Annotated in this window: 25 protein-coding genes and 1 riboswitch; of the genes, 23 read left to right on the forward strand and 2 right to left on the reverse strand. The window is 44.3% G+C overall.

Translation table 11 applies throughout. The annotated features are described in order from the left end of the window. Nucleotides 1–131 precede the first annotated feature (131 nt). The 6 genes from V6668_RS14315 to V6668_RS14340 all read left to right on the forward strand — a co-directional run bounded on the left by V6668_RS14315 (nt 132) and on the right by V6668_RS14340 (nt 7,485). Entirely contained in the window at nt 132–2,258 is a 2,127-nt protein-coding gene (locus V6668_RS14315) for a serine hydrolase domain-containing protein (RefSeq protein WP_338708949.1), read from the forward strand. Between the two features lie 57 nt (nt 2,259–2,315). After that, nucleotides 2,316–3,257, forward strand: coding sequence for an alpha/beta hydrolase (locus tag V6668_RS14320; protein ID WP_047842860.1), 942 nt, complete (start codon nt 2,316–2,318; stop codon nt 3,255–3,257). A 176-nt stretch (nt 3,258–3,433) separates the two neighbouring features. After that, complete coding sequence (locus V6668_RS14325) at nt 3,434–3,808, forward strand: hypothetical protein (protein ID WP_338708754.1); 375 nt, start codon at nt 3,434–3,436, stop codon at nt 3,806–3,808. 2 nt (nt 3,809–3,810) lie between these two features. Beyond that, a complete protein-coding gene (locus tag V6668_RS14330) occupies nt 3,811–5,529 on the forward strand; it encodes an ABC transporter ATP-binding protein (RefSeq protein WP_100528051.1) in 1,719 nt (572 codons plus the stop codon). Nucleotides 5,530–5,986: 457 nt separating this feature from the next. Continuing rightward, nucleotides 5,987–6,409: a MarR family winged helix-turn-helix transcriptional regulator gene (locus V6668_RS14335; RefSeq protein WP_036670809.1), complete on the forward strand. Its 423-nt coding sequence runs from the start codon at nt 5,987–5,989 to the stop codon at nt 6,407–6,409. Further along, nucleotides 6,406–7,485, forward strand: coding sequence for a low specificity L-threonine aldolase (locus V6668_RS14340; protein WP_338708755.1), 1,080 nt, complete (start codon nt 6,406–6,408; stop codon nt 7,483–7,485). Before V6668_RS14335 ends, V6668_RS14340 begins: the two co-directional genes overlap by 4 nt. Before the next feature lie 121 nt (nt 7,486–7,606). Here V6668_RS14340 and V6668_RS14345 read toward each other — a convergent pair whose 3' ends face one another. Next, entirely contained in the window at nt 7,607–7,876 is a 270-nt protein-coding gene (locus V6668_RS14345) for an AraC family transcriptional regulator (protein WP_422395280.1), read from the reverse strand. Between the two features lie 509 nt (nt 7,877–8,385). On the opposite strand from V6668_RS14345, the gene V6668_RS14350 reads away from it, so the two are divergent. The 12 genes from V6668_RS14350 to V6668_RS14405 all read left to right on the forward strand — a co-directional run bounded on the left by V6668_RS14350 (nt 8,386) and on the right by V6668_RS14405 (nt 19,202). Continuing rightward, entirely contained in the window at nt 8,386–9,150 is a 765-nt protein-coding gene (locus tag V6668_RS14350) for a methyltransferase domain-containing protein (protein WP_338708756.1), read from the forward strand. 11 nt (nt 9,151–9,161) lie between these two features. Continuing rightward, nucleotides 9,162–9,791, forward strand: coding sequence for a pentapeptide repeat-containing protein (locus V6668_RS14355; protein ID WP_338708757.1), 630 nt, complete (start codon nt 9,162–9,164; stop codon nt 9,789–9,791). Nucleotides 9,792–9,861: 70 nt separating this feature from the next. Then, nucleotides 9,862–9,962, forward strand: a riboswitch (guanidine-I (ykkC/yxkD leader). Nucleotides 9,963–10,063: 101 nt separating this feature from the next. Then, the gene (locus tag V6668_RS14360; RefSeq protein ID WP_100528055.1) at nt 10,064–10,402 is read left to right on the forward strand and encodes a DMT family transporter; all 339 of its coding nucleotides are present in this window, start codon (nt 10,064–10,066) and stop codon (nt 10,400–10,402) included. Further along, nucleotides 10,402–10,716 carry a DMT family transporter gene (locus V6668_RS14365; protein ID WP_100528056.1) on the forward strand — a complete coding sequence of 105 codons (315 nt, stop codon included), beginning with the start codon at nt 10,402–10,404 and terminating at the stop codon, nt 10,714–10,716. Before V6668_RS14360 ends, V6668_RS14365 begins: the two co-directional genes overlap by 1 nt. A 117-nt stretch (nt 10,717–10,833) precedes the next feature. Beyond that, nucleotides 10,834–12,240 (forward strand): DEAD/DEAH box helicase, encoded by a 1,407-nt coding sequence (locus V6668_RS14370; protein WP_036608186.1) that lies wholly within the window; start codon nt 10,834–10,836, stop codon nt 12,238–12,240. 142 nt (nt 12,241–12,382) lie between these two features. Next, the gene (locus V6668_RS14375; protein ID WP_076317967.1) at nt 12,383–12,736 is read left to right on the forward strand and encodes an MmcQ/YjbR family DNA-binding protein; all 354 of its coding nucleotides are present in this window, start codon (nt 12,383–12,385) and stop codon (nt 12,734–12,736) included. Between the two features lie 105 nt (nt 12,737–12,841). Next, nucleotides 12,842–13,534, forward strand: a complete 693-nt coding sequence (locus tag V6668_RS14380; RefSeq protein ID WP_036608182.1) for a hypothetical protein — start codon at nt 12,842–12,844, stop codon at nt 13,532–13,534. Nucleotides 13,535–13,698: 164 nt separating this feature from the next. After that, a complete protein-coding gene (locus V6668_RS14385; RefSeq protein ID WP_338708758.1) occupies nt 13,699–14,583 on the forward strand; it encodes an alpha/beta hydrolase in 885 nt (294 codons plus the stop codon). A 230-nt stretch (nt 14,584–14,813) separates the two neighbouring features. Next, nucleotides 14,814–15,971, forward strand: a complete 1,158-nt coding sequence (locus tag V6668_RS14390) for a type III polyketide synthase (protein WP_338708759.1) — start codon at nt 14,814–14,816, stop codon at nt 15,969–15,971. Then, nucleotides 15,958–16,677 (forward strand): methyltransferase domain-containing protein, encoded by a 720-nt coding sequence (locus V6668_RS14395; protein ID WP_338708760.1) that lies wholly within the window; start codon nt 15,958–15,960, stop codon nt 16,675–16,677. Before V6668_RS14390 ends, V6668_RS14395 begins: the two co-directional genes overlap by 14 nt. 6 nt (nt 16,678–16,683) lie before the next feature. Then, nucleotides 16,684–17,832 carry an NAD(P)/FAD-dependent oxidoreductase gene (locus tag V6668_RS14400; protein WP_338708761.1) on the forward strand — a complete coding sequence of 383 codons (1,149 nt, stop codon included), beginning with the start codon at nt 16,684–16,686 and terminating at the stop codon, nt 17,830–17,832. 179 nt (nt 17,833–18,011) lie between these two features. Next, nucleotides 18,012–19,202, forward strand: coding sequence for a PLP-dependent aminotransferase family protein (locus tag V6668_RS14405; RefSeq protein WP_338708762.1), 1,191 nt, complete (start codon nt 18,012–18,014; stop codon nt 19,200–19,202). Nucleotides 19,203–19,269: 67 nt separating this feature from the next. Here V6668_RS14405 and V6668_RS14410 read toward each other — a convergent pair whose 3' ends face one another. Beyond that, nucleotides 19,270–19,695 (reverse strand): MaoC family dehydratase, encoded by a 426-nt coding sequence (locus tag V6668_RS14410; RefSeq protein ID WP_338708763.1) that lies wholly within the window; start codon nt 19,693–19,695, stop codon nt 19,270–19,272. Between the two features lie 161 nt (nt 19,696–19,856). Between V6668_RS14410 and V6668_RS14415 the strand changes: the two genes are divergently transcribed. From V6668_RS14415 to V6668_RS14435, 5 genes are all read left to right on the forward strand, one after another. Further along, nucleotides 19,857–20,855 carry a LacI family DNA-binding transcriptional regulator gene (locus V6668_RS14415; protein ID WP_338708764.1) on the forward strand — a complete coding sequence of 333 codons (999 nt, stop codon included), beginning with the start codon at nt 19,857–19,859 and terminating at the stop codon, nt 20,853–20,855. A gap of 116 nt (nt 20,856–20,971) precedes the next feature. Then, a complete protein-coding gene (locus V6668_RS14420; RefSeq protein WP_017688600.1) occupies nt 20,972–21,856 on the forward strand; it encodes an AraC family transcriptional regulator in 885 nt (294 codons plus the stop codon). A gap of 85 nt (nt 21,857–21,941) precedes the next feature. Then, nucleotides 21,942–23,207, forward strand: coding sequence for an ABC transporter substrate-binding protein (locus V6668_RS14425; RefSeq protein WP_036608163.1), 1,266 nt, complete (start codon nt 21,942–21,944; stop codon nt 23,205–23,207). A 46-nt stretch (nt 23,208–23,253) separates the two neighbouring features. Continuing rightward, nucleotides 23,254–24,144 (forward strand): carbohydrate ABC transporter permease, encoded by an 891-nt coding sequence (locus V6668_RS14430; protein WP_036608160.1) that lies wholly within the window; start codon nt 23,254–23,256, stop codon nt 24,142–24,144. A 14-nt stretch (nt 24,145–24,158) separates the two neighbouring features. Further along, nucleotides 24,159–25,040 carry a carbohydrate ABC transporter permease gene (locus V6668_RS14435; RefSeq protein ID WP_081745887.1) on the forward strand — a complete coding sequence of 294 codons (882 nt, stop codon included), beginning with the start codon at nt 24,159–24,161 and terminating at the stop codon, nt 25,038–25,040. Nucleotides 25,041–25,170: the final 130 nt, after the last annotated feature.

Raw genomic sequence — 25,170 nt, forward strand, 5'->3', positions numbered from 1 at the left:
AAACTTTTTTTGCCTGTTCATCCTCCGTTCATGCTGCAGTCATTAGGGGGACATCTTGGTTTGTTATATTGTCTTTAGCGCCCACGTTAAGGTGGCTTAACACAATGATGAAGACAGGAGTAGATGCAAGAATGAAACCAAGAGAGGTAACAAAACTGAAGATAAGTGTGAGGGCAGCAAAAAAGAGAAATACTATAGCTGCTGTGACTCTCATGCTGACGATACTTGCCCCAATGTCTGCAATGGCCGCACCGGCTCCCATGAACAACAGCAACCTTACGTATGAGACAACAAAGAAAGCCGTGATCGAAAAAGCCAAATTGCTGACCGAGACATATGGTACGACGAGTCTGCAATATGCGCTCATCGATGGTGGAGAGATTGTGGTGTCCGGTCAAACGGGCAAGAACGATATAAACGACAAGGTACCTCTTACTTCGAACACCGTCTATGGCATTGGTTCAACCAGTAAAATGATGCTTACGGCCGCTGTAATGAAGCTGGTTGACGAAGGCAAGATTGATTTGGATGCACCTGTTGTGAACTATATGCCTGACTTTACAATGAAAGATAACCGATACAAACAGATCACACCCCGTATGTTGCTGAATCATTCCTCCGGTCTTCTGGGTACCTCAACCAGCAATGCCACATTGTACGGAGATAATGACACGTATTCACATGATACGTTTCTGGAGCAATTGGCGAATCAAAACCTGAAGGCAGATCCCGGCGCATACTCAGTCTACAGCAACGATGGCTTTACGTTAGCTGAGATTCTGGTCGAAAGAGTGAGCGGCATTGGTTATACCGCATTTATACACAAGTATTTCACGGAGCCTTTGGATATGAAACATACCAAAACACCACAGGATGTGGTTAATCCGTCAGACATGGCGGCAATCTATTCCCCTTTTTATGAGGGACCACTTCCAAAAGAGAATTATAATATCATCGGTACTGGAGGTCTGTATTCCACCGCTGAAGATCTGGTCAAATTTTCAAGAATCTTCACGGGAGAAGTTGATGGTATTCTTTCCAGTAAGTCTGTAAAAGCTATGGCGCAAGAAGAGTACAGAAGAGGCATGTGGCCAGAGGATAGCGATACGCTGATGTCTTACGGGTTGGGATGGGATAGTGTGAACTTGTTCCCATTCAACGAATACGGCATTAAGGCCGTTATGAAAGGCGGAGATACGTTATCTTATCAGTCCTCATTAGTGGTACTCCCGGAATATAACATGGCTGCAGCCGTTATCTCTTCAGGCGGGTCAAGCTTAACCAATCATTTTATTGCCAATGAATTATTACTCAGCGCACTTGAGGAAAAGGGCGTTATTAAAGAACGGAAGCCGGAAAAATCATTTGGCGTACCTGTGAAGGCAAATATGCCTAAAGGAATATCCAAATATGCAGGTATATATGGCGGCAATAATTCGGTTATGAAGATCAAAATAAATACGGCTGGAAAAATGACTGTATCTTCACTTGCAGCTCCGAGTAATCCGGCTCAAGAATACACCTATACAGCAGATGGTACTTTTGTTAATAACGAAGGTACAGACAAGTTGAAATTCGTTGTGGAGAAAAATGGGAAAACCTACTTGTGGTCACGATCTTATATATCCGTTCCAGGACTCGGACAGCTGGCTTTCTCAGAATATAATGGGGAGAAGCTTGAAGCCAATAAATTATCCAAGGAGATTAACGCTGCATGGGCAAAGCGCGATGGTAAAAAATATTATCTGGTGAATGAGAAATACACATCAATGCTCTATCTTAATGCTACATCGATCCTGCCTATTCAGTTGAATAAAGAGAATCCGGGATATATGTCCAATAATAAGATTATTGGAGCCAACGAAGCAGCCAATCAATTGCAGATTCCGGGTACTGCCGGACGTGATACGATGGACATTCATTTCTCCAAAAAGAACGGAGGAGAGTATCTTACATTTTCAGGTTATGTATACGCTAGTGAGGAAATGGTGAAACCAATCTATTCGGGTAAACGATCCGCAACAACCATTCAAGCAGATGGATATGCCAAATGGTTTTCGGTACCAGCTACTGCGAAAGGAAAAGTCATGACAGTGAAGTTGCCTGCAAATGGAGCCTTTGCTGTCTATGACCAGACCGGAATTTGTATTAATCACAGCGTGGTCAGCGGTAAGAATAATGTTGTTTTACCAGAAAACGGCCGTATTGTATTTGCAGGTGAGGTTGGTTCCAAATTCGAAATTTCATTAAAAAAATAAAATGAATGGATTTCCAAACGGCTGAACACCAAACGAACTCAACAGGAGAGAACCATCATGATGAAAAAAATATTAATCATTTTGCTCAAAATATTCGGAGCCATCGTTATCGCTTTTGCATTATTTATTGCCACTGTTTTTATTGTTAATGTATTTAGCAACAAATCGGAAGAAGGGAAAATAAAACCCTATGGTCAGTTTGTAGCAGTTGACGGGAAAAACATGAATGTGTTGATTCAAGGAAAAGGCAAAGAAACGGTGGTATTGCTTCCTGGATACGGAACACCTGCCCCAGCCCTTGATTTCAAACCGCTTATTGATGAGCTATCTCCATTTTACAAAGTCGTTGTCATTGAGCCTTTCGGTTATGGATTAAGTGACATTACTGAAAAAGAGCGTACCACTGAAAATATGGTTAGTGAAATTCATGAAGCGTTACAGCAACTTGGTATTCATAATTACACGCTCATGGCTCACTCCATTTCAGGGATATACGGCCTGGATTATGTGAACAAATATCCAAACGAAGTAAGTTCATTTGTCGGAATTGAGAGCAGCGTCCCAACGCAGGGAGGTAATGATGATCCATTTCCAACCGAAACGTACAAACTGCTTAAAAAATCAGGATTCTACCGATTGTTAATGAAACTGGCCCCTGATCAACTGATTGCACCCGATGTTGATGATGAGACCAGAGAACAAATTAGAATACTTTCACTCAAAAATACGTTTAATCCGAACAACCTGAATGAAGGTGAGAACTTTGGTCCTAATTTCAAAGTAGCTGAGAACCTGTCCTTCCCCAAAGATCTTCCTGTGATTTTCTTCTTACAAGCGAATGATACGGAAACAGAAGGCTGGATACCCTTGCATGAAGAGCAAGTCAAAGATTCTGTGCATGGAAAAGTGATGACATTTGAGGGAGAACATTATTTGCATCACACCCGATCCAAAGAAATGGTTCAAGAATATAGAAAGTTTATGAGTGAGATAAAATAGTGTCGCCAACAAAAAAAGTCGCGAAATCGCGGCTTTTTTCTGTTAAGAAGATGGTGAATATACAAGCGTAGTTACTCTATTGGAAAATTTAGGTTGACACTTATTTTTGTCACGTATACAATCGTATACATGAATATGTTGTATACGTATGTATACACGTAATGGGGGTGGCACAAATGAGAGATCGTCCTATCGAAGAGATGGATGGAAGTGTACGTCAAGGTGAGCGTCCGAGACGCGATATGAGTGACAATGAGCAACGTGGTGAACGTTCCAGACGTGGAAGGGGTCATGGTGAACATGAGGGAAAACGGGGCCGTGGTGCGCAGACATTCCGTCGCGGCCGAATTCTTGTATTTCTGGAACAAATGCAGAATCGGAGAACAACGCTTGTCCGACAACTTGGACAGGAGGAGTATGAACATATTCGCCCGGTGATCAGTGGGGAGTTAAAAGCTATTGATCAGGTCATCGACGAGTATGTCCATCTTTTCGAGCTGCAAAATGAAGATGTAAACCCCAATAAGGATCTGGAGAGTGAGAGTGAATAAGTATGATTCGTCGTTTTTTTTCGTATTATCGTCCCTATAAAAAACTGTTTTTGATTGATTTTGGATGCGCTGTACTCGCAGGTCTTCTGGAGTTGGCTTTCCCCCTTGCCGTCAGCAAATTCATTAATGAATTGTTGCCAGGTCAGGATTGGCCTCTCATTATGCTTGCCTGTGTTGTGCTGTTATCCATCTATGCACTTAATACCGTATTGAACTATGTAGTTACATATTGGGGACATATGCTGGGCATTAACATTGAGACCAACATGCGTGAGAAGATGTTCGCTCACTTGCAGAAGCTGTCCTTCCGGTTCTTTGATAATCGTAAAACAGGCCACTTAATTGGTCATCTTACGAATGATCTGAATGATATCGGCGAGGTTGCTCACCATGGGCCTGAAGATGTATTCATCGCAGTAATGACATTAATCGGATCGTTCTGGCTGATGGCTAACATTAATCTGGAGCTTGCGCTGCTTACCTTTATCATTATCCCAATAATGGCTTGGGTGATTATCGTATTTGGTGGTCGGATGACAAAGACGTATCGGCGACTTTTCGGAGATGTCGGCAATTTCAATGCGCGTATTGAAGACAACGTCGGCGGTATGCGTGTTGTGCAATCGTTCGCCAACGAAGAACATGAGAAAGAACTTTTTGCAGTGGACAATCAGAATTTCCGTAAAACCAAACTGCTTGCCTATAAAACGATGGCGAAAAGTATCTCGGTCAGTTATATGATGATGCGACTGGTTACGGTGTTTGTCATGATCAGCGGGGCTTGGTTTTATATCGATGGCAGAATCAATATGGGTGACTTTATGGCCTTCCTGCTTCTGTCTAATATCTTCTTCCGCCCGATTGAGAAAATCAATGCCGTCATAGAAAGTTATCCAAAGGGCATTGCTGGTTTCAAGCGTTATCTGGAGATCATTGATACAGAACCTGAGATTGCGGATAGCAAAAACGCCGTTGAATTCGAAAGTGTGAAAGGTGATATTCGCTTCGAGAACGTCTCGTTCGGATATGAATCCAGTCGGCGAATTCTAAGTGATATCAGTCTGTCTGTTCGACCAGGCGAAACGGTTGCTTTTGTTGGACCTTCGGGTGCAGGTAAAACGACAATCTGTAGCCTGTTGCCCCGATTCTATGAGGTAGAAGAGGGACGTATCACTGTAGATGGTGTGGACATTCGCGACGTTAAGCTTCAATCCTTGCGCAAACATATCGGAATCGTTCAGCAGGATGTATTTTTGTTCTCGGGTACCATTAAGGAGAATATTGCTTATGGTGATCTGAGTGCAACGGATGAACAAATCTGGGATGCCGCCCGTCGTGCCTCATTGGAGGAATTGATTCTTACGTTGCCGGATGGTATGGATACTGTCATTGGCGAGCGTGGAGTCAAGCTGTCCGGAGGACAGAAGCAACGGTTATCTATTGCTCGTATGTTCTTGAAAAATCCACCCATTCTTATTCTGGATGAGGCAACCTCAGCGCTGGATACGGAAACGGAAGCACTGATCCAGCAATCACTCGCTGAATTGTCGGTGGGCAGAACTACACTTGTGATTGCACACAGACTGACAACTATCAAGAATGCAGATCGAATTATCGTAGTAAACACAGATGGTATCGCTGAGCAGGGCAACCACGAGGAATTGGTCGCCGCTGGAGGGATATACAGCCGTCTTCATCAGGTGCAATATAGTCACTCTTAATCCATGTAAATTGAATTTACACTAGCCACTCCGATGACAGAACAACCTTCCGATCGCTGTTATCCCCAGATTTTTTTATTCCTCTTATCTAAAGGGGAAATCCGGGGATAGTGTATGCTTCCGATGTAGCTTTCTTGCAGAAAGCTTGTAGGCGAATGCTTCGCTTCTTCAGGTTATTTCTGTCCTCTCCGTTTTGTGTAAATGTTTAGTTCAATTTATATAGAAACTTAAGCAGCTGACTAAGTATCTGGATAAAGTACTAAAACAAGTAAACCTTGCCGCGCATATGCGTGGCTTTTTTTATTGATTGGATATTAAAAATGAAGTTATAAAATGCTATGTAAAATATAATGTTGACAACGTCCACTAACGTGATTATTATAATGTTGACAATGTCCACTAAAAAGGAGGGTTTGACATCGACTCTCAGTACATAAATCCAGATATACTCGCTGACATGCGACGTTTTAACCGTTTTTATACCAACATACTCGGTGTACTCGATAAACATATTCTCGGAACAGGGTATTCGTTTGCAGAAGTACGAGTCATTATTGAGATTGGAATTCGGGGAGAGAGCATTGCGAATAATCTGGTAGATACACTGACCATTGATCGCAGTTACATGAGCCGAATTGTGAACAAGCTGTCCAAGGAAGGACTGCTGGTGAAAGTGGATTCTGCGGCCGACAGCCGGGTCAGTCTGATTCGTCTGACAGCCAAGGGTGAGGAACTGTATGCCCAATTGAATGACCGATCCGATCAACAGATCCTGAAGCTGATGCAAGAATTGAATGAAGAAGAGATTCAAGAGGTATACACCTCCATGATGAACATACAAGAGAAGTTGAACAAGAAGGCAGGAGAGACAACACGATGATACGATTTGAATGTGATTATAACGAAGGTGCGCATGAACGCATTTTACAAAGACTGATGGAAACCAATATGGAACAGACGAGCGGGTATGGCACGGATGGACACTGCGAACGGGCGAGAATGCTTATTCGTCAGGCTTGTGACAATGAGCAAGCTGATGTTCATTTCCTGGTTGGTGGTACACAGACAAATACAACGGTGATTGCCTCTATTTTGCGTCCATATCAAGGTGTGATTGCTGCGTCCTCGGGACACATTGCGGTTCATGAAACCGGAGCTATTGAAGCTACGGGACATAAGGTACTCACAGTTCCAAGCGAGGACGGAAAGATCACGCCTGAGCAGGTTAGAGCCGTCTACGGTGCACACATGAATGAGTCGTCTCCGGAACACTGTGTTCAACCAGGAATGGTCTACATATCCCAACCAACGGAGAATGGAACGATGTACAGCAAGGCAGAACTGCAAGCATTGTATACAGTGAGCAGAGCATATGGTCTTCCTTTTTTCGTGGATGGAGCACGTCTTGGATATGCACTCGCTTCACGCGATTGCGATATGACACTTGCTGATCTTGCACGCTTGTGTGATGTGTTTTACATCGGGGGAACCAAGATTGGCGCATTGATGGGAGAGGCGGTTGTTATCCTGAATGATGCACTAAAACCAGATTTTCGTTATATGATCAAACAAAAAGGTGGCCTGCTTGCCAAAGGCAGATTGTTGGGTATCCAATTCGAAACGTTGTTCGAAGACGGTCTGTACCTCGATATTTCTCGTCATGCCATAGATATGGCCTTGAGAATTCATGACTCACTCGAACAGCAGGGAGTACGCTTCTTGTACGATTCACCAACCAACCAGCAGTTTCCGATTCTGCCTGATCGTTTGCTTGAGAAATTACGCAGCGGTTATACGTTCACCTTCTGGGAAAAGGTTGACGCTACACACAGTGCGGTACGGTTCTGCACCAGCTGGGCAACTCGCCAAGAGAATGTGGATGCACTGACTCGTGATATCACTCAATTATTGCACGAAGAGATCCACGTGCCAGAACGGGTCGAAGCATTGGTCTAATCTTGTTCAAAAATTAAGGAGAACAGTTCCGATTTCCTTCTCATAAATACGAGTATTTTGAAAATTCCAAAAGATATTACGCAGAATTTTGATACTGAAAAAAAGGACAACTCATTGTGGCTCATTGTGGTTGTCCTTTTTTGGTTTGCCTTTGGTGTGATAGTTGTGAGATAGAGAGTGAATACAACGGAGCCAGAAATGGAATCTCTCCCGGCGTATCCAGCAATCGAACAAGTCGGAGTACAGCATCCTGAATGGACGATTCCATCTGACCTACAAACATGGCTCGTCTGGCGTTCTCGTTGAATTCGAGCTTGAGACTTAAGTAGGGTGCATCAGAGGATGCCTTGATAATCTGCCCGATGACTGAGAGATTCATGGAAGCAATCAGGTAATATTATAAAGCTTACCGTATAGAACCAAAAGGGTGCCTGAGAGGATCAGGCAATCAATTAAGACGATTGATATACCGTATGGTATCTATAACTCGGCATACTAAGAGTATATTAACAGAGCCAAGCGATTAAAGTTTATTCGAAAAGTTGGTGAGTAAGGTGATGAAGTGGTTATCAAACCATGTGAGGCAAATTTTGATTGACAGGCTCGAATCACAGATCAAGTATGAAGAAAATTCTGTACATCGAGAGATATACTTCACATGCTGGTTAGAGCTAGTTACCGTAGAGGTCGAGACAACATCAGTTTACAGAACAAATTCAAGGAGAGTATGAAATATGGAATATGTGGGCGAACAAAATCTCAGTTGATCCGAATTCTTAATGTTAAAGTCGCCATTCGGCGGCTTTTTTTATAGTGATCTGATGAGTGAATTGACAGTTCCTTTATATTGAAGTTATTATAGATACATTAGATCCTTAATTCAGAAGGAGATTATAATCTATGAATAACGGACATTCATCCGGTCAAACGAACGAATCGTGGAGTGGTCATTCCGCTCCTTTTGCGACGTTACAGGAAACACCTATCTTATCATTGCTCCAGCCATCCCAAGGTGAACGTATTCTTGATGTGGGTTGTGGCAATGGGGATCTGACAGCCAAAATTGCAGCCAGAGGAGCACTGCCAACAGGTATAGATTTTTCAGAAGAGACGATTAGGCAAGCTAAACAGAAATACCCTGATATGAATATTCAAGTAGCAAATGCTTGTCATTATCGGACAGAAGAACCGTTTGATGCGGTCTTCTCTCATGCCGTTCTGCATTGGATAAAGGATGCTCCAGCTGTAGTACAATCAATACAGTTAGCGCTCAAGAGGGGCGGGCGATTCGTGGCTGAGTTTGCTGCAAATGGTAACACGGCTATATTAATTACAGCGGTACAGGAAGAACTGGATGCCCGTGGATACAAATGGGAAGGACGGAATCCGTGGTATCACCCGACCATTGGCGAATATGCTAATCTTCTGGAGCAACACGGATTTCGAGTTAGTCTGGCTCAGCATGTGGATCAATTTACCCCGTTCAAGCCAGGTGCCAAAAAGTGGTTGACCAGCTTCGCGGAGTATTTATTCAGTGGTATCACACCTGCGGAACAGGATGTTATTATGGAAGCTGTTGAGAAAAAAGTACAGCCACAACTGATGCGGGATGGACAGTGGTATCTGGACAGAAGCCGACTGCGAGTTGTAGCTATTAAGGAATAGGGGAATACGGGATGAAAATGGACAAACCCAAGATTCAGGAGCAGTTGCTCGAACCGGAAACGATTGCATTCCTGGAATCCAAAGTGGAGTACAAACACAAACTGATCGAGAACATTACATTGGATCAACAGGAAGCGAGTAAGGTTTCCTTTGAAAATGTTGTATTTAGACATGTGACAATCTCGGAGTCTACCTTGGAACAATTTGAATTCACCGATGTCCGGTTCGAACACTGTGACTTCTCCAATGTCAATCTCTCTAGTGCCTTCATGCATCGAATCGAATGGCATAACTGCAAGTTTGTCGGAACTGATTTTTCCAATAGCCGATTGCAAAATGTCAATTTCCTTCATGGTCTAGGCGACTACAGCAATTTCCGTTTTGCCCATCTGAAACAGGTCTCCTTCTCAGAAAGTACCTTGATTGGTGCGGACTTTGCCTATCTGGCACTGCAAAAAATGGAGTTCAGTCAATGTAACATCGACCAAGCTTCCTTAACAGGCACCAAACTGAAGGATTTGGATCTTAGCGATTGCGAATTTGACTCCTTGGTGCTGACGATGGAAGATCTCAACGGTTGTGTGATTTCACCACATCAAGCCGCCACATTTGTGGGATTAATGGGTTTGATTATCAAATAAAGGGCGTGATCACATTTACGGGGTTGCCAAGATAGTGGAAGTGTGTATAATTGGAGACACATTAGAATAAAAACAGGTTTTCTAGGGTTCCGCGATGGATGTGTCGGTCTGGTCCGAGAGAAAACCCGCAACCTGTTGGTTGTGCCACGGAGGGATAAAAGCCTGGGAGATGAACTGCTACATGCAGTTTGTTTCCCGGGCTTTTTTTGTTTTTTCGCTAATGTACCTTACGGGTTGTACAAAAAATGTAGTAGAGAAGGAGTGTTACAAGAATGAATAAAACGTGGATGTCGGTTGTGATTGCTGCGTTGTTTGAAGTGGGTTGGGTCATTGGATTGAAACATGCCAGTGGTCTGCTGGAATGGGGGTTTACGTTGGTTGCAATTATCATTAGTTTCTCCTTGATGATTGCAGCTTCGCGGACACTGCCTGTGGGAACCGTATATGCCGTATTCGTTGGCCTGGGTACCGCTGGTACGGTACTTGCAGAGATTGTTCTGTTTAATGCGACTGTTCAAAGCGGAAAAATGGTGCTGATTGGTGTACTTTTACTCGGCGTAATTGGTCTTAAAATGCTGAGTAAAGAGAAGAATAAGGAGGTGCAGCTATAATGAACTGGGTATTTCTTATCTTGGCAGGTATATTTGAGATGATCGGAGTGCTGATGATAAACAAGTTGCACAAAGACCGTAATCTCATTTCACTGGTTCTATTGGTAGTCGGGTTTGGTTTAAGCTTCATGTTCCTGTCCATTGCAATGGAAACTCTTCCGATGGGGACAGCATATGCCGTATGGACGGGAATCGGAGCCTCCGGTGGTGCCATTCTGGGCATGGTGTTTTATGGAGAACCTCGAAATGCCCTACGAATTCTGTTTATCGCTATGGTGCTCGGATCGGCAGTTGGTCTTAAATTGGTCAGTTAAACAAAGTGATTTTAAAAAGATAATGTACAAATTGCGTTTTTAATGGTATCCTTATACGTTACGTGTGAAATAAAAGATGCGTCTTATTGATAGATGTGCGTAAATGAAGGAGACAACATGACATTTAAGGACTTAAATATTATCCCCTCTATTATGGAAGGGTTAAGCAAAGCAAACTATACTAATCCTACCCCTATACAGGAACAGGCCATACCAGCTGTATTAGCTGGCAGAGATCTGCTGGGATGTGCACAGACAGGAACAGGCAAGACGGCAGCATTTTCAGTGCCGATCATTCAATTATTAAGCGAAAGATCCAAAGGGCAAGGATCGAAGTCCGCACGACATATTCGCTCATTAATTTTGACACCAACACGAGAACTGGCGATTCAGATCGCGGATAACATCAAGGTATATAGCCGGTATACGGACATTCGTTGTACGGCAATCGTTGGCGGCGTTTCGCAAAAAGTACAAGAGCGTGCGCTGAATCAAGGTGCAGATATTATTATCGCAACGCCTGGCAGATTGAACGATCTGATTAACCAGAAACGTATTGATCTGAAGATGGTTGAGATTCTCGTTCTGGATGAAGCAGACCGGATGTTGGACATGGGCTTCATTCATGATGTGAAAAGAATCATTGCCAAAATGCCTAACAAAAAGCAGACGCTGTTCTTCTCAGCTACGATGCCTCCTGAAATCACCAAAATGGTTAAAACCCTGCTGGTTGATCCAGTCAAAGTAGAAATCACACCGGTTTCTTCAACGGTAGACCGCATTGAGCAGTCTATTTATTTGTTGGAGAACGGCAAGAAGCAACATATGTTGAACCAAATTTTGGAGGATAAATCCATCGTCACGGCATTGGTGTTCACACGCACGAAGCGCGGCGCTGACCGGGTTACACGTGATTTGGCCAAAGCGAATGTTACGGCACAGGCTATTCATGGCAACAAGTCTCAGAACGAGAGACAACGGGCACTGAACAACTTCAAGAGTGGTGCAACACGTGTATTAGTTGCGACGGACATCGCGGCAAGAGGAATTGACGTAGAGGAACTTTCACATGTCATTAACTTCAACCTGCCTAACATTCCGGAAACGTATGTTCACCGTATTGGACGTACAGGGCGAGCTGGCAAAAGCGGGATGGCCATATCGTTCTGCGAGAAGGATGAACTTCCATTCCTGAAGGATATCGAGAAAGTAATCAAAAAGACGATTCCTGAAGTGAAAGGTCATCCGTATCCAATGACAGGTGTACCTGTGTTTGATAAAACCAGCAAAGCATCAGGCAGTAAACCTTCGTTCAACAAATCGGCTGCAGGCAAACCGGCGAAGTCCAAAGCTAACCCGGCACGCAAGCCCAAATCCGAATGGTTTGCCAAGAGTGGTAAATCAAACAGTAGTCGTTCAAACGACGGTAGACCCAATAGCAGTAGATCAAACAGCAGTAGCAGTAAATCAAACCATGGCTCATTCAGCCGCAGCAGCAAAACTAGGAATGATAGAGCCAATTAAGAGTTAAATAAATCCAGATAAAGCCTTCTCCATTCATTTGGGGGAGGTTTTGTTATGTGCTTTTATGTGCAACGAGCTTATTTACATACGAACTTACATTCGGTATCATTATATCGTCCACTGGTGAAAGGGAGGTACTGACTTGAAGGATACGATGATTGAATACAGTTTGAAGAAGAAAGGTGCGACCAAGGATTATCCATTTGGACCTGATCCAGTCGCGATTAAAGTTGCGGGTAAGATGTTCGCGCTTATTTTTGAAAACAAAGAAAAGAACTGTCGTTTAAACTTAAAATGTGATCCCATTATTGCAGAGAACCTGAGAGAGCAGCATGAAGCAGTTCAACCGGGATATCATATGAACAAAAAACACTGGAATACCATTACGCTGGATGGTTCACTATCCGATGAAGATGTCTACGTCATGATCGATCACTCTTATGATATGGTTATTAAATCCCTTCCAAAAAGCGTTCGGGAATCTTTGGCCGAATGAGGAGAACGTATACCACTTTCTCTACACCTCATTCATCATGTTATTGACATTTAAGAGGTAGGTGAAAAGGCTAATGGTCTGCTTCTCTAACAGAATGAATATCCTATGAAAATGAAGACATATTTGAAGTCCATTTGGTTCCATTACCTTGGAAATAAACAAGATCGAACAGCCTTGTTTAATGTGGCTTCCCTTGTTATCAATGCGGTAACAGGGATAGGCAAGTTAATCCTGGGCATATATCTGCTTTCGGGATGGTTCATTACAAATGCTGTATATTATCTGATTCTGTGTGTGGCAAAAGGACAAGTGCTCCATAAATATACAGTTACCAAGAGAATGGACTCTCCCGAAGAAAGATATAGATTAGAACTTACGGTATATAAGCGCGGAGGTCTGTTCCTGTGTTTACTAGGCGTGTCCTATTCGATGGTCTGCCTGCGAATGTATCTAATCGGCGATGCCTTCATATATGAGGGTAACATCGTGTATATCGTATCTACAGTTGCTTTTACCAAGCTGGTTTTTGCCGTGTATGGTACCTGGGCGAACCGTCATCTCCATAACCCGATCATATCTACATTGAAAATGATTAACTTCACCGATGCGATGGTATCCATCGTGGTGACCCAAGCGACGTTACTTACCATGCAAGGCTCACCTCTTGCATTAAAAACCAGTAGCTTGTTTGGCATGGGGTGCAGCGTTTTATTTTGTTTGATGGGGGTCTGGATGATGTTCCACAAAAAAAAGGAAACAAGCACGGACCCAAACCAATCTCCTGGCACTGAATGTTAACATTGAAGCATTAAGAGCAGGGGAAGGTAATTTTGGTTGACGTTTCAGCATGTTGATCAATACATATCAAATGATTTGCACATGACGGAATAGACGAGTGTCATCTATACTTAAAGTGACAACGGAAGAAGGCGTATTGGCAATCCACTAAAGGAGTGATATCTATGGATCAACAACAACAATTGGCAATGGTACAACGTATGCGTCAAAATGTCGTCGGTACAGGTGCAGCTCTTCAACCCAGTTCCACGTATGCAGTCACAGTAAAAGAAGTCATGATTCCTACAAATAAAGGTGATACACGTGTACTTGTGTATACACCGGATAGAGACCATTCCGCGCCTCTGCCGGTCTTCTTTAATATGCATGGGGGTGGTTTCATCTTGGGACAAGCAGAGATGGATGATCCATGGTGTCGCTTGATCGCTGATCGATCTGATTGTGTGGTCGTTAATATCGATTACAGTCTTGCACCAGAGCACAAGTTCCCAACGGCGGTTCATGAATGTTACGACGTTGTACAGTGGGTCCATGCCAACCCGCAATCCTTCTCGGTTAACCCGTCTCTATTCGCTATTGGGGGACATAGCGCTGGTGGTAATCTTGCTGCAGCAGTGTGTTTACTGAATCAGCAACGAGGTAGCGAGCTGCCAATTGTTCTGCAAATTATGGATTATGCCGTATTGGATGTGGCTACAGATCCGGCCGAGAAACCGAGTTTTGCAGAAGCCATTCCAGCCGATATCGCCAGAACGTTCAATGCTATGTACCTTGAAACGTCAGAAGAGGCGCAAGACCCGTTGGCTTCACCTGTGCTTGCAACATCAGTAGAGGGACTTCCAGAAGCATTGATCATTACCGCGGAGAAAGATTCACTGGCCCAAGAAGCAAGAACATATGCAGCAAGGCTGGAAGCAAGCGGTGTGAAGGTGACACTTAAGGAGTATAAGGGAGCCGCTCATGGATTTACGCATTTTGGCGATCTCCAGATGGCTGAGGATGCCTGGTACCTGATGAGTGACAAGATCAGAGAAGCATTTTCCAAATAACGTGTATCAGAATGACGCTTAGAAGGAATATAGTTACCTTGAAGTCGCCTAATGGCGGCTTTTTTTCGTTCATTGGTGTAATTGCTTCAATGGCATGTTGAAACCAAGCTTCTGAGCTTGCAGATGTGTTAATAAACTAGATTAGGAGCCTTATTGAGATTATAACGATATCGTTAAGGGTAAGAGTTGTTAAATTAGAGGAAATAATGACCAATACCAGGAGGTTTATTATGAACCAATATAACAGTCCATCCGATATCGCGATTCTTGGCATGGGAACGGCTCTACCTGCTCACCCCGTAGCACAGTCAGATATTGCAGAACTAATCGCTTCTTCTCTTCAGGATCGGCCAGATTTGGCCCGTTTTGCCAGACGAATATTCAAGTCCTGTGGTGTTGAAACACGATATACCGTGGAACCGGGCTATCTGGGTTCACTCGAAGAATGCCGTTATCTGCCCTCTGGTGAGCGATCAGACATCCCGACAACCGAAGAACGAATGAATACATACAAGCGAGAGGCGCTTCCGCTCGGGGTTGAGGCTGCAGAGAAAGCCCTGGAGGATTCAGGCGTATCTCCAAAGAGCATCACACATATCATCACGGTCAGCTGCACAGGTCAATATCTGCCGGGTCTTGATGTTATGCTCATCCGTCATTTGGGTTTGTCTGCCCGAGTTAATCGACTGCCGCTAATCTTTCAGGGGTGTGCCGCAGGGCTGAAAGCCATTCAGATGGCACGAGATGTGGTGCAGGGAGCTCCCGGATCACAGGTCCTTGTGGTCTGTGTAGAGTTGTGCACCATTCATTTTCAGCCTGTACAAGATCGGGAAGCGCTGTTTGCAGCTTCATTCTTCGGAGACGCTGCTTCTTCTTGTGTAGTGGGCACACCAGAATCTCAGCACAAGAATGTTTTGAGTCTGGGAACGGGTTATTCTGTGCTTCTTCCGGATTCGACTGAAGATATGACCTGGGAGGTGGGGAATCTGGGGTATGACCTGTATCTATCCCCTCGTATTCCGAAGCTGTTAGGTGTTCATCTGGAAGAGGAACTGCGTCTCTTATTGCAAAGTGAACAGCTTCCTGAACTATGGGCCATTCATCCGGGAGGACGCGGGATTGTGGACTCTGTGCAGAATGTAATGAAGCTGCGAGACGAGCAAACGAAGTATAGCAGGGATGTCCTCAGAACGTATGGTAACTTATCATCCAATACCATTCTGTTTGTACTGAATGCGATGCGTGAGGACATGAAGGCACAGGGTCAATCCTCTACGGATGGTGTAGCCATGGCATTTGGACCGGGACTCACCGCAGAGTTGATGAAATTCACTTATGTCCCCTCATTATCTTCAGTGATGGAGGAGCACGATCATGTCCTTTTTTAGAACATTGTCCATTCGAGCCAAGGAAGATGAACTGATGGATGACTTCTCTCTGGGAGGGGAGGAGCTGCGTGAAGCGCTTAGACATCTGAGACGTCTTAACAAAATATTTGCAGCACCTGGCCCAACTCTGGCTGGTGTAGAGAAGTTGTGGAACTCAGTCGGTAAGCCGAATAAGCTGACCCTGCTGGATGTGGGGGCAGGTTCAGGGGATGTGAACCAGAAACTACTGCAATGGGCAGATCGTCAGGGTGTTCAGCTGGAAATTACGTTGGTTGATCTGACGGAAGAAGCGTGTGAGGAAGCGAGACAACTATTTCGTGACGAACCCCGAGTTCGGGTACAGCGTGCCGATCTTACACAACTGCCGGATGCTTCCGCAGATATCGTGACAGGCTCCCAGTTTGTACATCATTTTGACGGAGATCAACTGGTTGATATGGTTTCTCATATGTTGCGAGCATCCAAATACGGTGTCGTTATTAATGATATTCACCGTCATCCCGTATCCTATAAGGCGGTCTGGATTACTACACGGATGATCTCGCGCAATCGTTATATTCGTCATGATGGGCCTCTTTCCGTAGCCAAAGGTTTTACAGGGAGGGATTGGAAGGAACTTAAACAACGTCTCAATCATGATACGATGACCTATGAATGGAAGCCATTATTCCGATACTCTGTTGTTATTCCCACGAAAGGCAGGTGATCTTACATGTCGAAATCGATAGATGTGATTGTCATCGGAGCCGGAATTGCCGGCAGTACATGTGCAATGCAACTGGCAGGAAAAGGACATCGGACCCTTTTGCTGGATCGCCAGGAGTTCCCGCGGCACAAAACCTGCGGTGAGTTCATGTCACCCGAAACCAAGGAGATGTTAGAAGTTCTGGACATTCACCTTCTGGACCAGTTGAAGAAACCCAGCATCATGGATCATGCCAAAATCGTTATGCCACAAGGCGGAGTGATTGAAGCACCGCTGCCGGGATTCGCATATGGCATAAGTCGATATGAGCTTGACCAGATTTTGCATCAGAAGGCGCTGGAGGCCGGAGCCCAGATTGTGACCAAAGCGACCATAACGAGCATCGAGCAGCTTGAGGATGCCAGTTATGAGGTTCAGGTGAAACAGGGAGATGAGCGGATCAGCTACAGAGCCAAAGCCGTTATCGGGGCACATGGGACCAAAAAGCCGCGCGGGATGGCTTCCGCACCTGATCTGCGGGACCAAACTGTATACGTTGGCGTTAAGTCCCACTTCAGCGGGATAGAGATTCCCGCACGTGTAGAGTTATATTTTTGCGAGGGTGGTTACGTGGGAATTTCTCCGATTGAGGATGGCATTGTGAATGTTGCCGCATTGTTGACACTGGATACCGTACAGGGAAGTGGCAAGTCTGTAAACGATATTTTACAGGCGGCATCCCTGACAAACGTGAGTTTGGCGGCCCGTTTAGCCGAGGGAAAACCTGTAGATGGAACGCAAGTGTCGATTGCGCCGCTGCATCTGTCCAACGTTCCTGAGCCGTGGTCCCAATATCCGCATATTGGGGATGCCATGCTGATGATACCGCCCTTATGTGGAGACGGAATGTCCATTGCCCTTCGCTCCTCACTCCTGTGTGCAAGGTGGACTGACAAGTACCTGCAAGGCGATATTGAACATGCCGATTGGCAGAGTAATTACACGCTGGAAGCAAGCCGCGAATTCACCCAATTGCTCAGACGCGCAAGAAGAATCCAAAAGCTGGCTTTTGCCAAGACCAATAAATTCTATCCTGGTCTGGCTCGGATGATCCCTGGTCTAGCCGCTTATGTTGTGAAGGCCACACGGTTATCCGAGATGAACGCAGCGCGCTAACAGGCTGAAATTTTGCTCAATACTTATGCGAAAGAGGTTGCTGACGGCGGCCTCTTTTTTGGCGTACAGACATTAATTTTGTGGAGACAGTTTGGAAATTCGGGAAATGCTCGTATAATAGAATTTAATGTAATGATAGAGAGTTAATTCAGATGAAATGTCGGGAGGCACTATTTAAGATGAACTATTCATTTTCCAATCGTATCGCAGCACTGCAACCATCCATTATTCGTGAGATTCTGAAGGCTTCTTCGGGGCAAAATGTGATTCCATTCTCCGCGGGAAATCCTGCTCCTGAAACCTTTCCTATTGAGGCGATTCGCACATTCACTCAATCCATTCTGGAGCATGACCCCGTCACAGCTCTGCAATATGGGATTACGGAAGGATATGTTCCCCTCAGGGAAGCATTGACTCAACATTTGAAGACAGGTTTTGATACAGGTAAACCATCCGATCAATTGTTCATCGTATCTGGAGCACAACAGGGGATTGAACTGGCCTGTAAAGTGTTCTGTAATGAAGGGGACACGATTATCTGTGAGAGCCCGAGCTTTATCGGTTCCCTGAACTCCTTCCGGGCATCCGGTGCAAAGCTTGCAGGTGTTCCGATGGAGATGGACGGTATGGATATCGAGAAGCTGGAACAGGCGCTGCAAACGGAGCCTAATGTGAAAATGATCTACGTGATCCCAAGTTTCCAGAATCCTACCGGTGTAACAACGAGTCTTGCAAAACGTAAGGCCATATACGAGCTGGCTAAGAAGTATGGCGTGATGATTTTGGAAGATAACCCGTACGGAGAACTTCGATTCAATGGAGACGATGTGCCAACCATCAAGTCTATGGATGATGAGGGTCTGGTCATCTATGTTGGATCATTCTCCAAAATTTTGTCGGCGGGACTGCGCGTTGGTTTTGTACAAGCGCCCCATGAAGTCGTGGAGAAGATGGTTGTTGCCAAACAGGGAGAAGACGTACATACAGCCATGCTTCCACAGATCCTGGCATACAAGTTCATGACAGAGTATGATTACGCGGGGCACATTAACAGTATTCGTGAGGTCTATCGGAGAAAAGCAACATTGATGATGGACAAGCTGCAAGAGCATATGGGTGAGTCCATTACCTATACCCAACCGGATGGTGGACTGTTCCTCTGGTGTGATCTGCCAGCACATGTGCCCATGCTTGATTTTGCCAAGACAGCGGCAGCTCAAGGGGTTGCGGTTGTACCGGGAAATGCATTCCTGGTGAACGAGCAAGACCCTTGTAATGCCATCAGACTTAATTTCTCAACCCCGTCAGACGAACAGATTGTCAAGGGTGTAGAGATTTTGGGGCAGGTATTGAAAGGTTATAACACTTAAAAATGCTGCAATGTGATATATCTACGAAAAGCCGCCAATTGGCGGCTTTTTTGGGCCTTTTCTCAGCCTAATTATCGATTAATGCACTTAATTCTGCCTGAAATACCTTCTGATTCTTCTGATTGAAAGTACTCAGCAGCACCGTGACAATCCCGTTTCCTTTTCGTCTGGGAGTCAGTCCAATGACTTCTGCAATGACATGAAGTTCATCATCCGGAAAGACCGGTTTCAGGAATTGAATGTTATTCATTCCGGTGCCCGCCACGACATGCTCTCCATAGACCCCAACCTCAATCCATAATTTAAAGGAGATATTCATCGTTTGCATGCCAGAAGCAATTAAACTGCCAAATCGGCCTTGCTTGGCCTTTTCCTCATCCAAATGCATGTACTGTGGATCATAGATTGTGGCAAACTCAATAATATCACGCTTGGATAATGCCAAGGTTGTGGTTTCGTAGCGCTGACCTATTACATATTCACTAAATCTCATGAAGGCACCTCGGTTTCTTTAATATGTTTTATCGTAGTTGATGTTTTGCTAAGAGACATGATTGGACTGACGTGTTAAAATGCTAGTGAACTATCCCGTGTGTATTGCTGTGTTACTGCCATGAAGGACTAAACAGATGAAACTGTCTTTGAGGAGTATATATGATGACAACGATTAAAGATGTAGCTAGGATGGCTGGTGTAGCCAGTTCGACCGTATCTTGCGTACTCAACGATAAAGGGAATGTAAGTGAGCCGACAAGAATCCGAGTGCTTGAGGCAGCGAGTCAACTCAATTACGTTAGGCATGGTCCTGCATCGGAATTAAAACGAAATAGTACACAAACCATTGGTATTATTGTCCATGACATGTCCAGCCCGTATTTCTCGGATTTGGTGAATGGAATAGAAACCGTCGTTATGAGTCATGGATACGATATGATCGTATGTAGTTCGTTGGGTGGAGAGAAGTCGACAGCCCATCGTTACATTCGTGAACGAAGAATTGACGGAGCTATTGTTATCGCTCAGAATATTCAAGATCAGTTGCTGATTGAAGCATCTGAAGCAGGGTTTCCGATTGTCGTCATGGATCGGGATCTGGATGCTCAACATATTGTAAAGGTTTTGATGAGTGATACGCAAGGCGGTTACTTGGCTACCCGTTATCTGATCGATAAAGGGCATCGGACAATAGCTTATATTAGTGGCCCGTCACAATCGGAATGTAATCTCCATCGTTATCAAGGTTATTTGAAAGCCTTGAAGGAGGCAGGCATCGAAGAGAACCCCGAATGGAAAATTGGCGGACAATACATGAAGCAAGATGGCTACAATGCAGCCAAGAAACTGCTTGAAGGAGAGCTGCCATCCGCTGTATTTTTTGCAAATGATGAAATGGCGATCGGCGGCTTGGAAGCCTTCAGGGAGCATGATATCTCAATACCTGAGCAGTTATCCGTAATTGGCTTTGACAATATACCTGCATCTCAATACATGAATCCACCTCTAACCACATTTCGTCAGCCGAAGAGGGATGCAGGCCAGCTTGCAGGTCATGTTCTCTTCCAACTGCTGAACGGAGAGATCGTAGAGACGTTATATACACTGGACATCCAATGCGTGGAACGTGATTCTGTTCGGCTCCTCAACCTGAGTTGAGGAGTTTTTTGCATTCAATAGAAATTTAAATACTTAAAAAGAAAGGAGAGTAGCCATTTATGCATAATATAAAGACGAGGAGTTTTTTGCGTTGGAAATAAATGGAGGTTGATACGATGGGCGTACCCACTTTTTTGGAGACAGGCCATATGCAAGAAGGTTTTCCCATTCGGGTAATTCATACAGGAAATCAGTTCAATTATGCTGCACACTGGCATGATGAGGTTGAACTGGTTCTCGTCAATGGTAAGAGCGCCAGAATTGGCGTGAACGACCACGTGTGTGAGTTGGAAAAGGGGGATGTGCTGCTGATCAAACCAGGGGATGTGCACTGCTTTTTGCCGGGGACCGAACATTTGACCATTATCTTGTTCCGACTCGAATTGTTAACCGGGAGTTTCACGACCGAAGCCGAAATTCAGGATCTCGGACAACTTTTCAACAAAACAACAGTTATTCCCTCGAATACGGGAAGTCAGAGCAATCTGACTCAATATATAGATGACATCATTACCGAGAAGAAAAATCAGAAGCCGGGATACCGATGGTTAATGGTATCCAGGTTGTATGATCTCATCATACTTTTATTACGTACCAAAGTACCGGTTACCACCGATGAATCTTCATCTTCAGGATGGGCATGTACTTCCTCCAAAAAATTTGAATTCCTTGAATCGGTCTGTGAATACCTGGAGGAGCACTATGCTGAGCCCATTAAGCTGGAACAGGTGGCAGAACATATTAAATTCAGCAAGTTCCATGTCTGCAAGCTGTTCAAAGAGATCAAGGGAGTAACACTGATGGAATACTTGAATCATTTTCGAATTATCAAGTCCGAGTGGGCTTTATTGTTCCGTCAGGATACGATTCTGGAGATTGCGATCGGACACGGATTTAACAATGTTAACTCCTATAATCGTCTTTTCAAAAAATATAATGACTGCACACCCTCCGAATTTCGTAAGAAACATCGTACGAATATCACAAAATATGGAGGCTAATGCACAATATTTGTGGAGAAAGCCCTCTCCAAAATCAATATACTCTAATAAATTGTAAGCGTTTCCTTTTTGAAGGAGGGGGCCTATGAAGAAGTGGTTTAAGCCAACTATTGTATTTGTATGTGCAGCGATGTTGTTAGCTGGTTGTCAGTTCAGTCCATCGAGTCAAACCAAGCAACAGGAGATTACCGTGTGGAGTTTTACGGATGAAGCAGGGTACGCCATCGAAAAATTCGAACAGAAATATCCTGACATCAAAGTGAACTTTGTCAACATCCCCGGTAATTTCTATATCACCAAGCTGAAATCTGCGCTACAGACAACCTCGAAGGCTCCAGATGTATTTATGATTGAAAATGCGAATATTCGAGAGCTGATTGACGTTCCATATCTGGAGAATCTATCAGCTTCGCCGTATAACGCCAATGAACTTATCCAGGAACAATATGCTTTTGTTCAGGCCAATGAACAGGACAGTGAGGGAAATGTCAGAGCAATAGGTTATCAGGGAACACCAGGGGGCATCTACTATCGTCGGGATTTGGCGAAGAAATATCTGGGCACCGATGATCCTGAGAAGGTGGGTTCACAGATCGATACATGGGAGAAGATCTTCGAGATTGGAGAGAAGGTACAGCAACTTAGCGGGAATAAAGTACATGCATTGGCGAATTGGAATGCTATATCGAATTCATATGATGGTATACCTTGGGTGAAGGACGGCAAACTTGTTATCGATCCAACGTACTTGGAAGTGCTCGATCTTGTACGTGAAGCACGTGAGCGGAATGTACTTGCCGAGTATGAAGATGGAAGTGCCGGTTACGCTGCATCCATGCAAAAAGGAGAGGTCATGTTCTATCCCGGGGCAACCTGGGGTTTGCAATATACGTTCAAGGCAAACGCTCCGGATACCGAAGGCATGTGGGGCTTAGCCCAGGGACCGTCAGCCTTTAGTTCAGGTGGAACCTACATCGCGATGTACAGTAAAAGTGAGAAAAAGGATTTGGCCTGGAAGTTTATTGAGTTCTATAATTTTGACCACGATTTTCTATCCGAGTTAGCGAAAGAACAGGATTATTTCACCAGCAACATGGTTGTGAATGATGAACTTGCCCCGTCTCTCTCATCATCTTATTTGGGAGGACAAAAGCATTTCGAGTTTTTCTCGGAGGCTGCAAAACGGGTACCTGTATACGAACGCACCAAATATGATGCCACGATTAACAATGATATCTACAAGATTGTACTCCAGTTATATCTCAATAAGGACATTCAGACCAAGGAAGAAGTCGTAAAGCGAATCAAACGTGATGTCACCTTGAGATTTCCGGAGCTGGAAGTGGATTAGTAAGCGATTGAATATACACATCCGATGATAACTGGGGGGATAGAACATGTTTGCCAAAACGATTCGTAAGGACCATTACGGCTACTACTTCATTGCTCCGTTTTTTATTATTTTCACCACTTTTGGGCTGTATCCCATTTTATATTCCCTCTACATCAGTTTCACCAACTTTGATGGGATCACGACACCTGATTTTGTAGGGATCGGTAACTACGTTGCCGTATTACAAGATCCGTTGTTCTACAAAACCTTGTTTAATACGTTATTCATCTGGGGCGTATCTGTAGTTCCACAGCTCACAATCTCACTTGTGTTGGCTTTTATCTTGAATGATAAGCTGCTCAAAGGACGGGACTTTTTCAGAGCGGTATACTTTTTTCCCAACATCGTTACGGCGGCATCACTTGGATTGCTTGTCAGCTTGATTTTTGACTGGCAGTCTGGCGGACTGAATCATTTTTTGGTGCAGACCGGCATAATACAAGATCCAATTAACTGGAAAAATGACCCCTGGTTTATGCGTCTTATTGTATCATCCATTTTGTTTTTTCAATACTTCGGCTATTCCATGGTCATCTACCTTGCAGGTCTTCAGGGCATTGATCCTTCATTGCTGGAAGCTGCACAGATGGATGGCGCGAAAAAGAAACATATTTTCATCCATATTATCGTGCCGATGCTCCGTCCAATAATTCTGTTTCAGATGATTACATCCATTATTGGTGGCATCCAGATTTTCGATCAGCCATTTACACTAACCAACGGCAATGGCGGTCCTGACCGAGCAGCCATGACGAGCATTATGTATCTCTATAATGTAGCATTTCAGAGCACACGATTTGGTTACGGCGCTGCCATCGCATTTTGCCTGTTTATTATCATCATATTGTTGTCCGTTGCATCCTTCATCATGACCAAGCGGAAGAGCCGTTCATAGGGAGGGGAGTTCTTATGCAAACTGCAAAATCAGTTGAACAACCAAATGCGGCGATTCAGCAATATGCCAATACAAGGGGCCTGACGGCAGGCAAAATCATCATCTATCTGTTGCTGACAGGTCTTGCCGTGCTCTGCATTATTCCATTTTATCTGATGCTTATCTATTCCACACATAACAATGCAACGATTGCTTCGACGTTTACATTTCTCCCTGGGTCATTTTTGATTGATAACTATCTGAACATGGTATCCAAAATCAACATATGGCGTGGGTTTGCCAACAGCATATTTATTGCCGGAACATCGACCGTATTATCTCTGTATATTGGGGCCTTAACTGCGTATGGATTTGCCAAATTTAAATTCAAAGGACGAAACGGGTTGTTCCTGTTTCTGTTAGCAACCATGATGGTACCGGGTCAACTGGCTCTGATTGGCGTATATCGACTATTCAGCATGATGGGACTTCTGGATAGTTATGCCGCAATTATTTTGCCTGCTGCGGCTAACGCGTTTAATGTATTTTTTATCAAACAGTTCATGGAGAGCAGCATCCCGGATGAGATTATTGAATCTGCGCGGGTGGACAGTGCCGGTGAGTTCCGGACGTTCAATCAGATTGTACTGCCTATTCTGGGGCCGGCAATCGCCGCCCTTGGCATATTCACGTTTATCGGATCATGGAATAATTTCCTAACACCGCTGGTGCTATTTTTCTCCCTGGATAAATATCCACTTCCGGTATTGGTTGCGCTAGTGCAGGGGTACTATGGGATGGATTATGGACTCTTGTATTTGGGTGTAGCGATCTCAATCCTGCCTATTATCATTGTATTTTCTATATTTTCTAAACAGATTATTGGGAGTGTTGCTTTGGGTGCTGTGAAAGGATAGCGATCAATAGAAAATAGGGAATTTCAAAGAGCAAGATCAACGAATTCATAGGAATGCAATAGCGTTCTATATCATCAGAGTCGCTCATGAGGGCGGCTTTTTTGGCATTCTATATTTTGCGTATATATCC

Origin of the sequence: Paenibacillus amylolyticus, assembly GCF_036894225.1 — a bacterium.
GTDB classification, from domain to species: domain Bacteria; phylum Bacillota; class Bacilli; order Paenibacillales; family Paenibacillaceae; genus Paenibacillus; species Paenibacillus amylolyticus.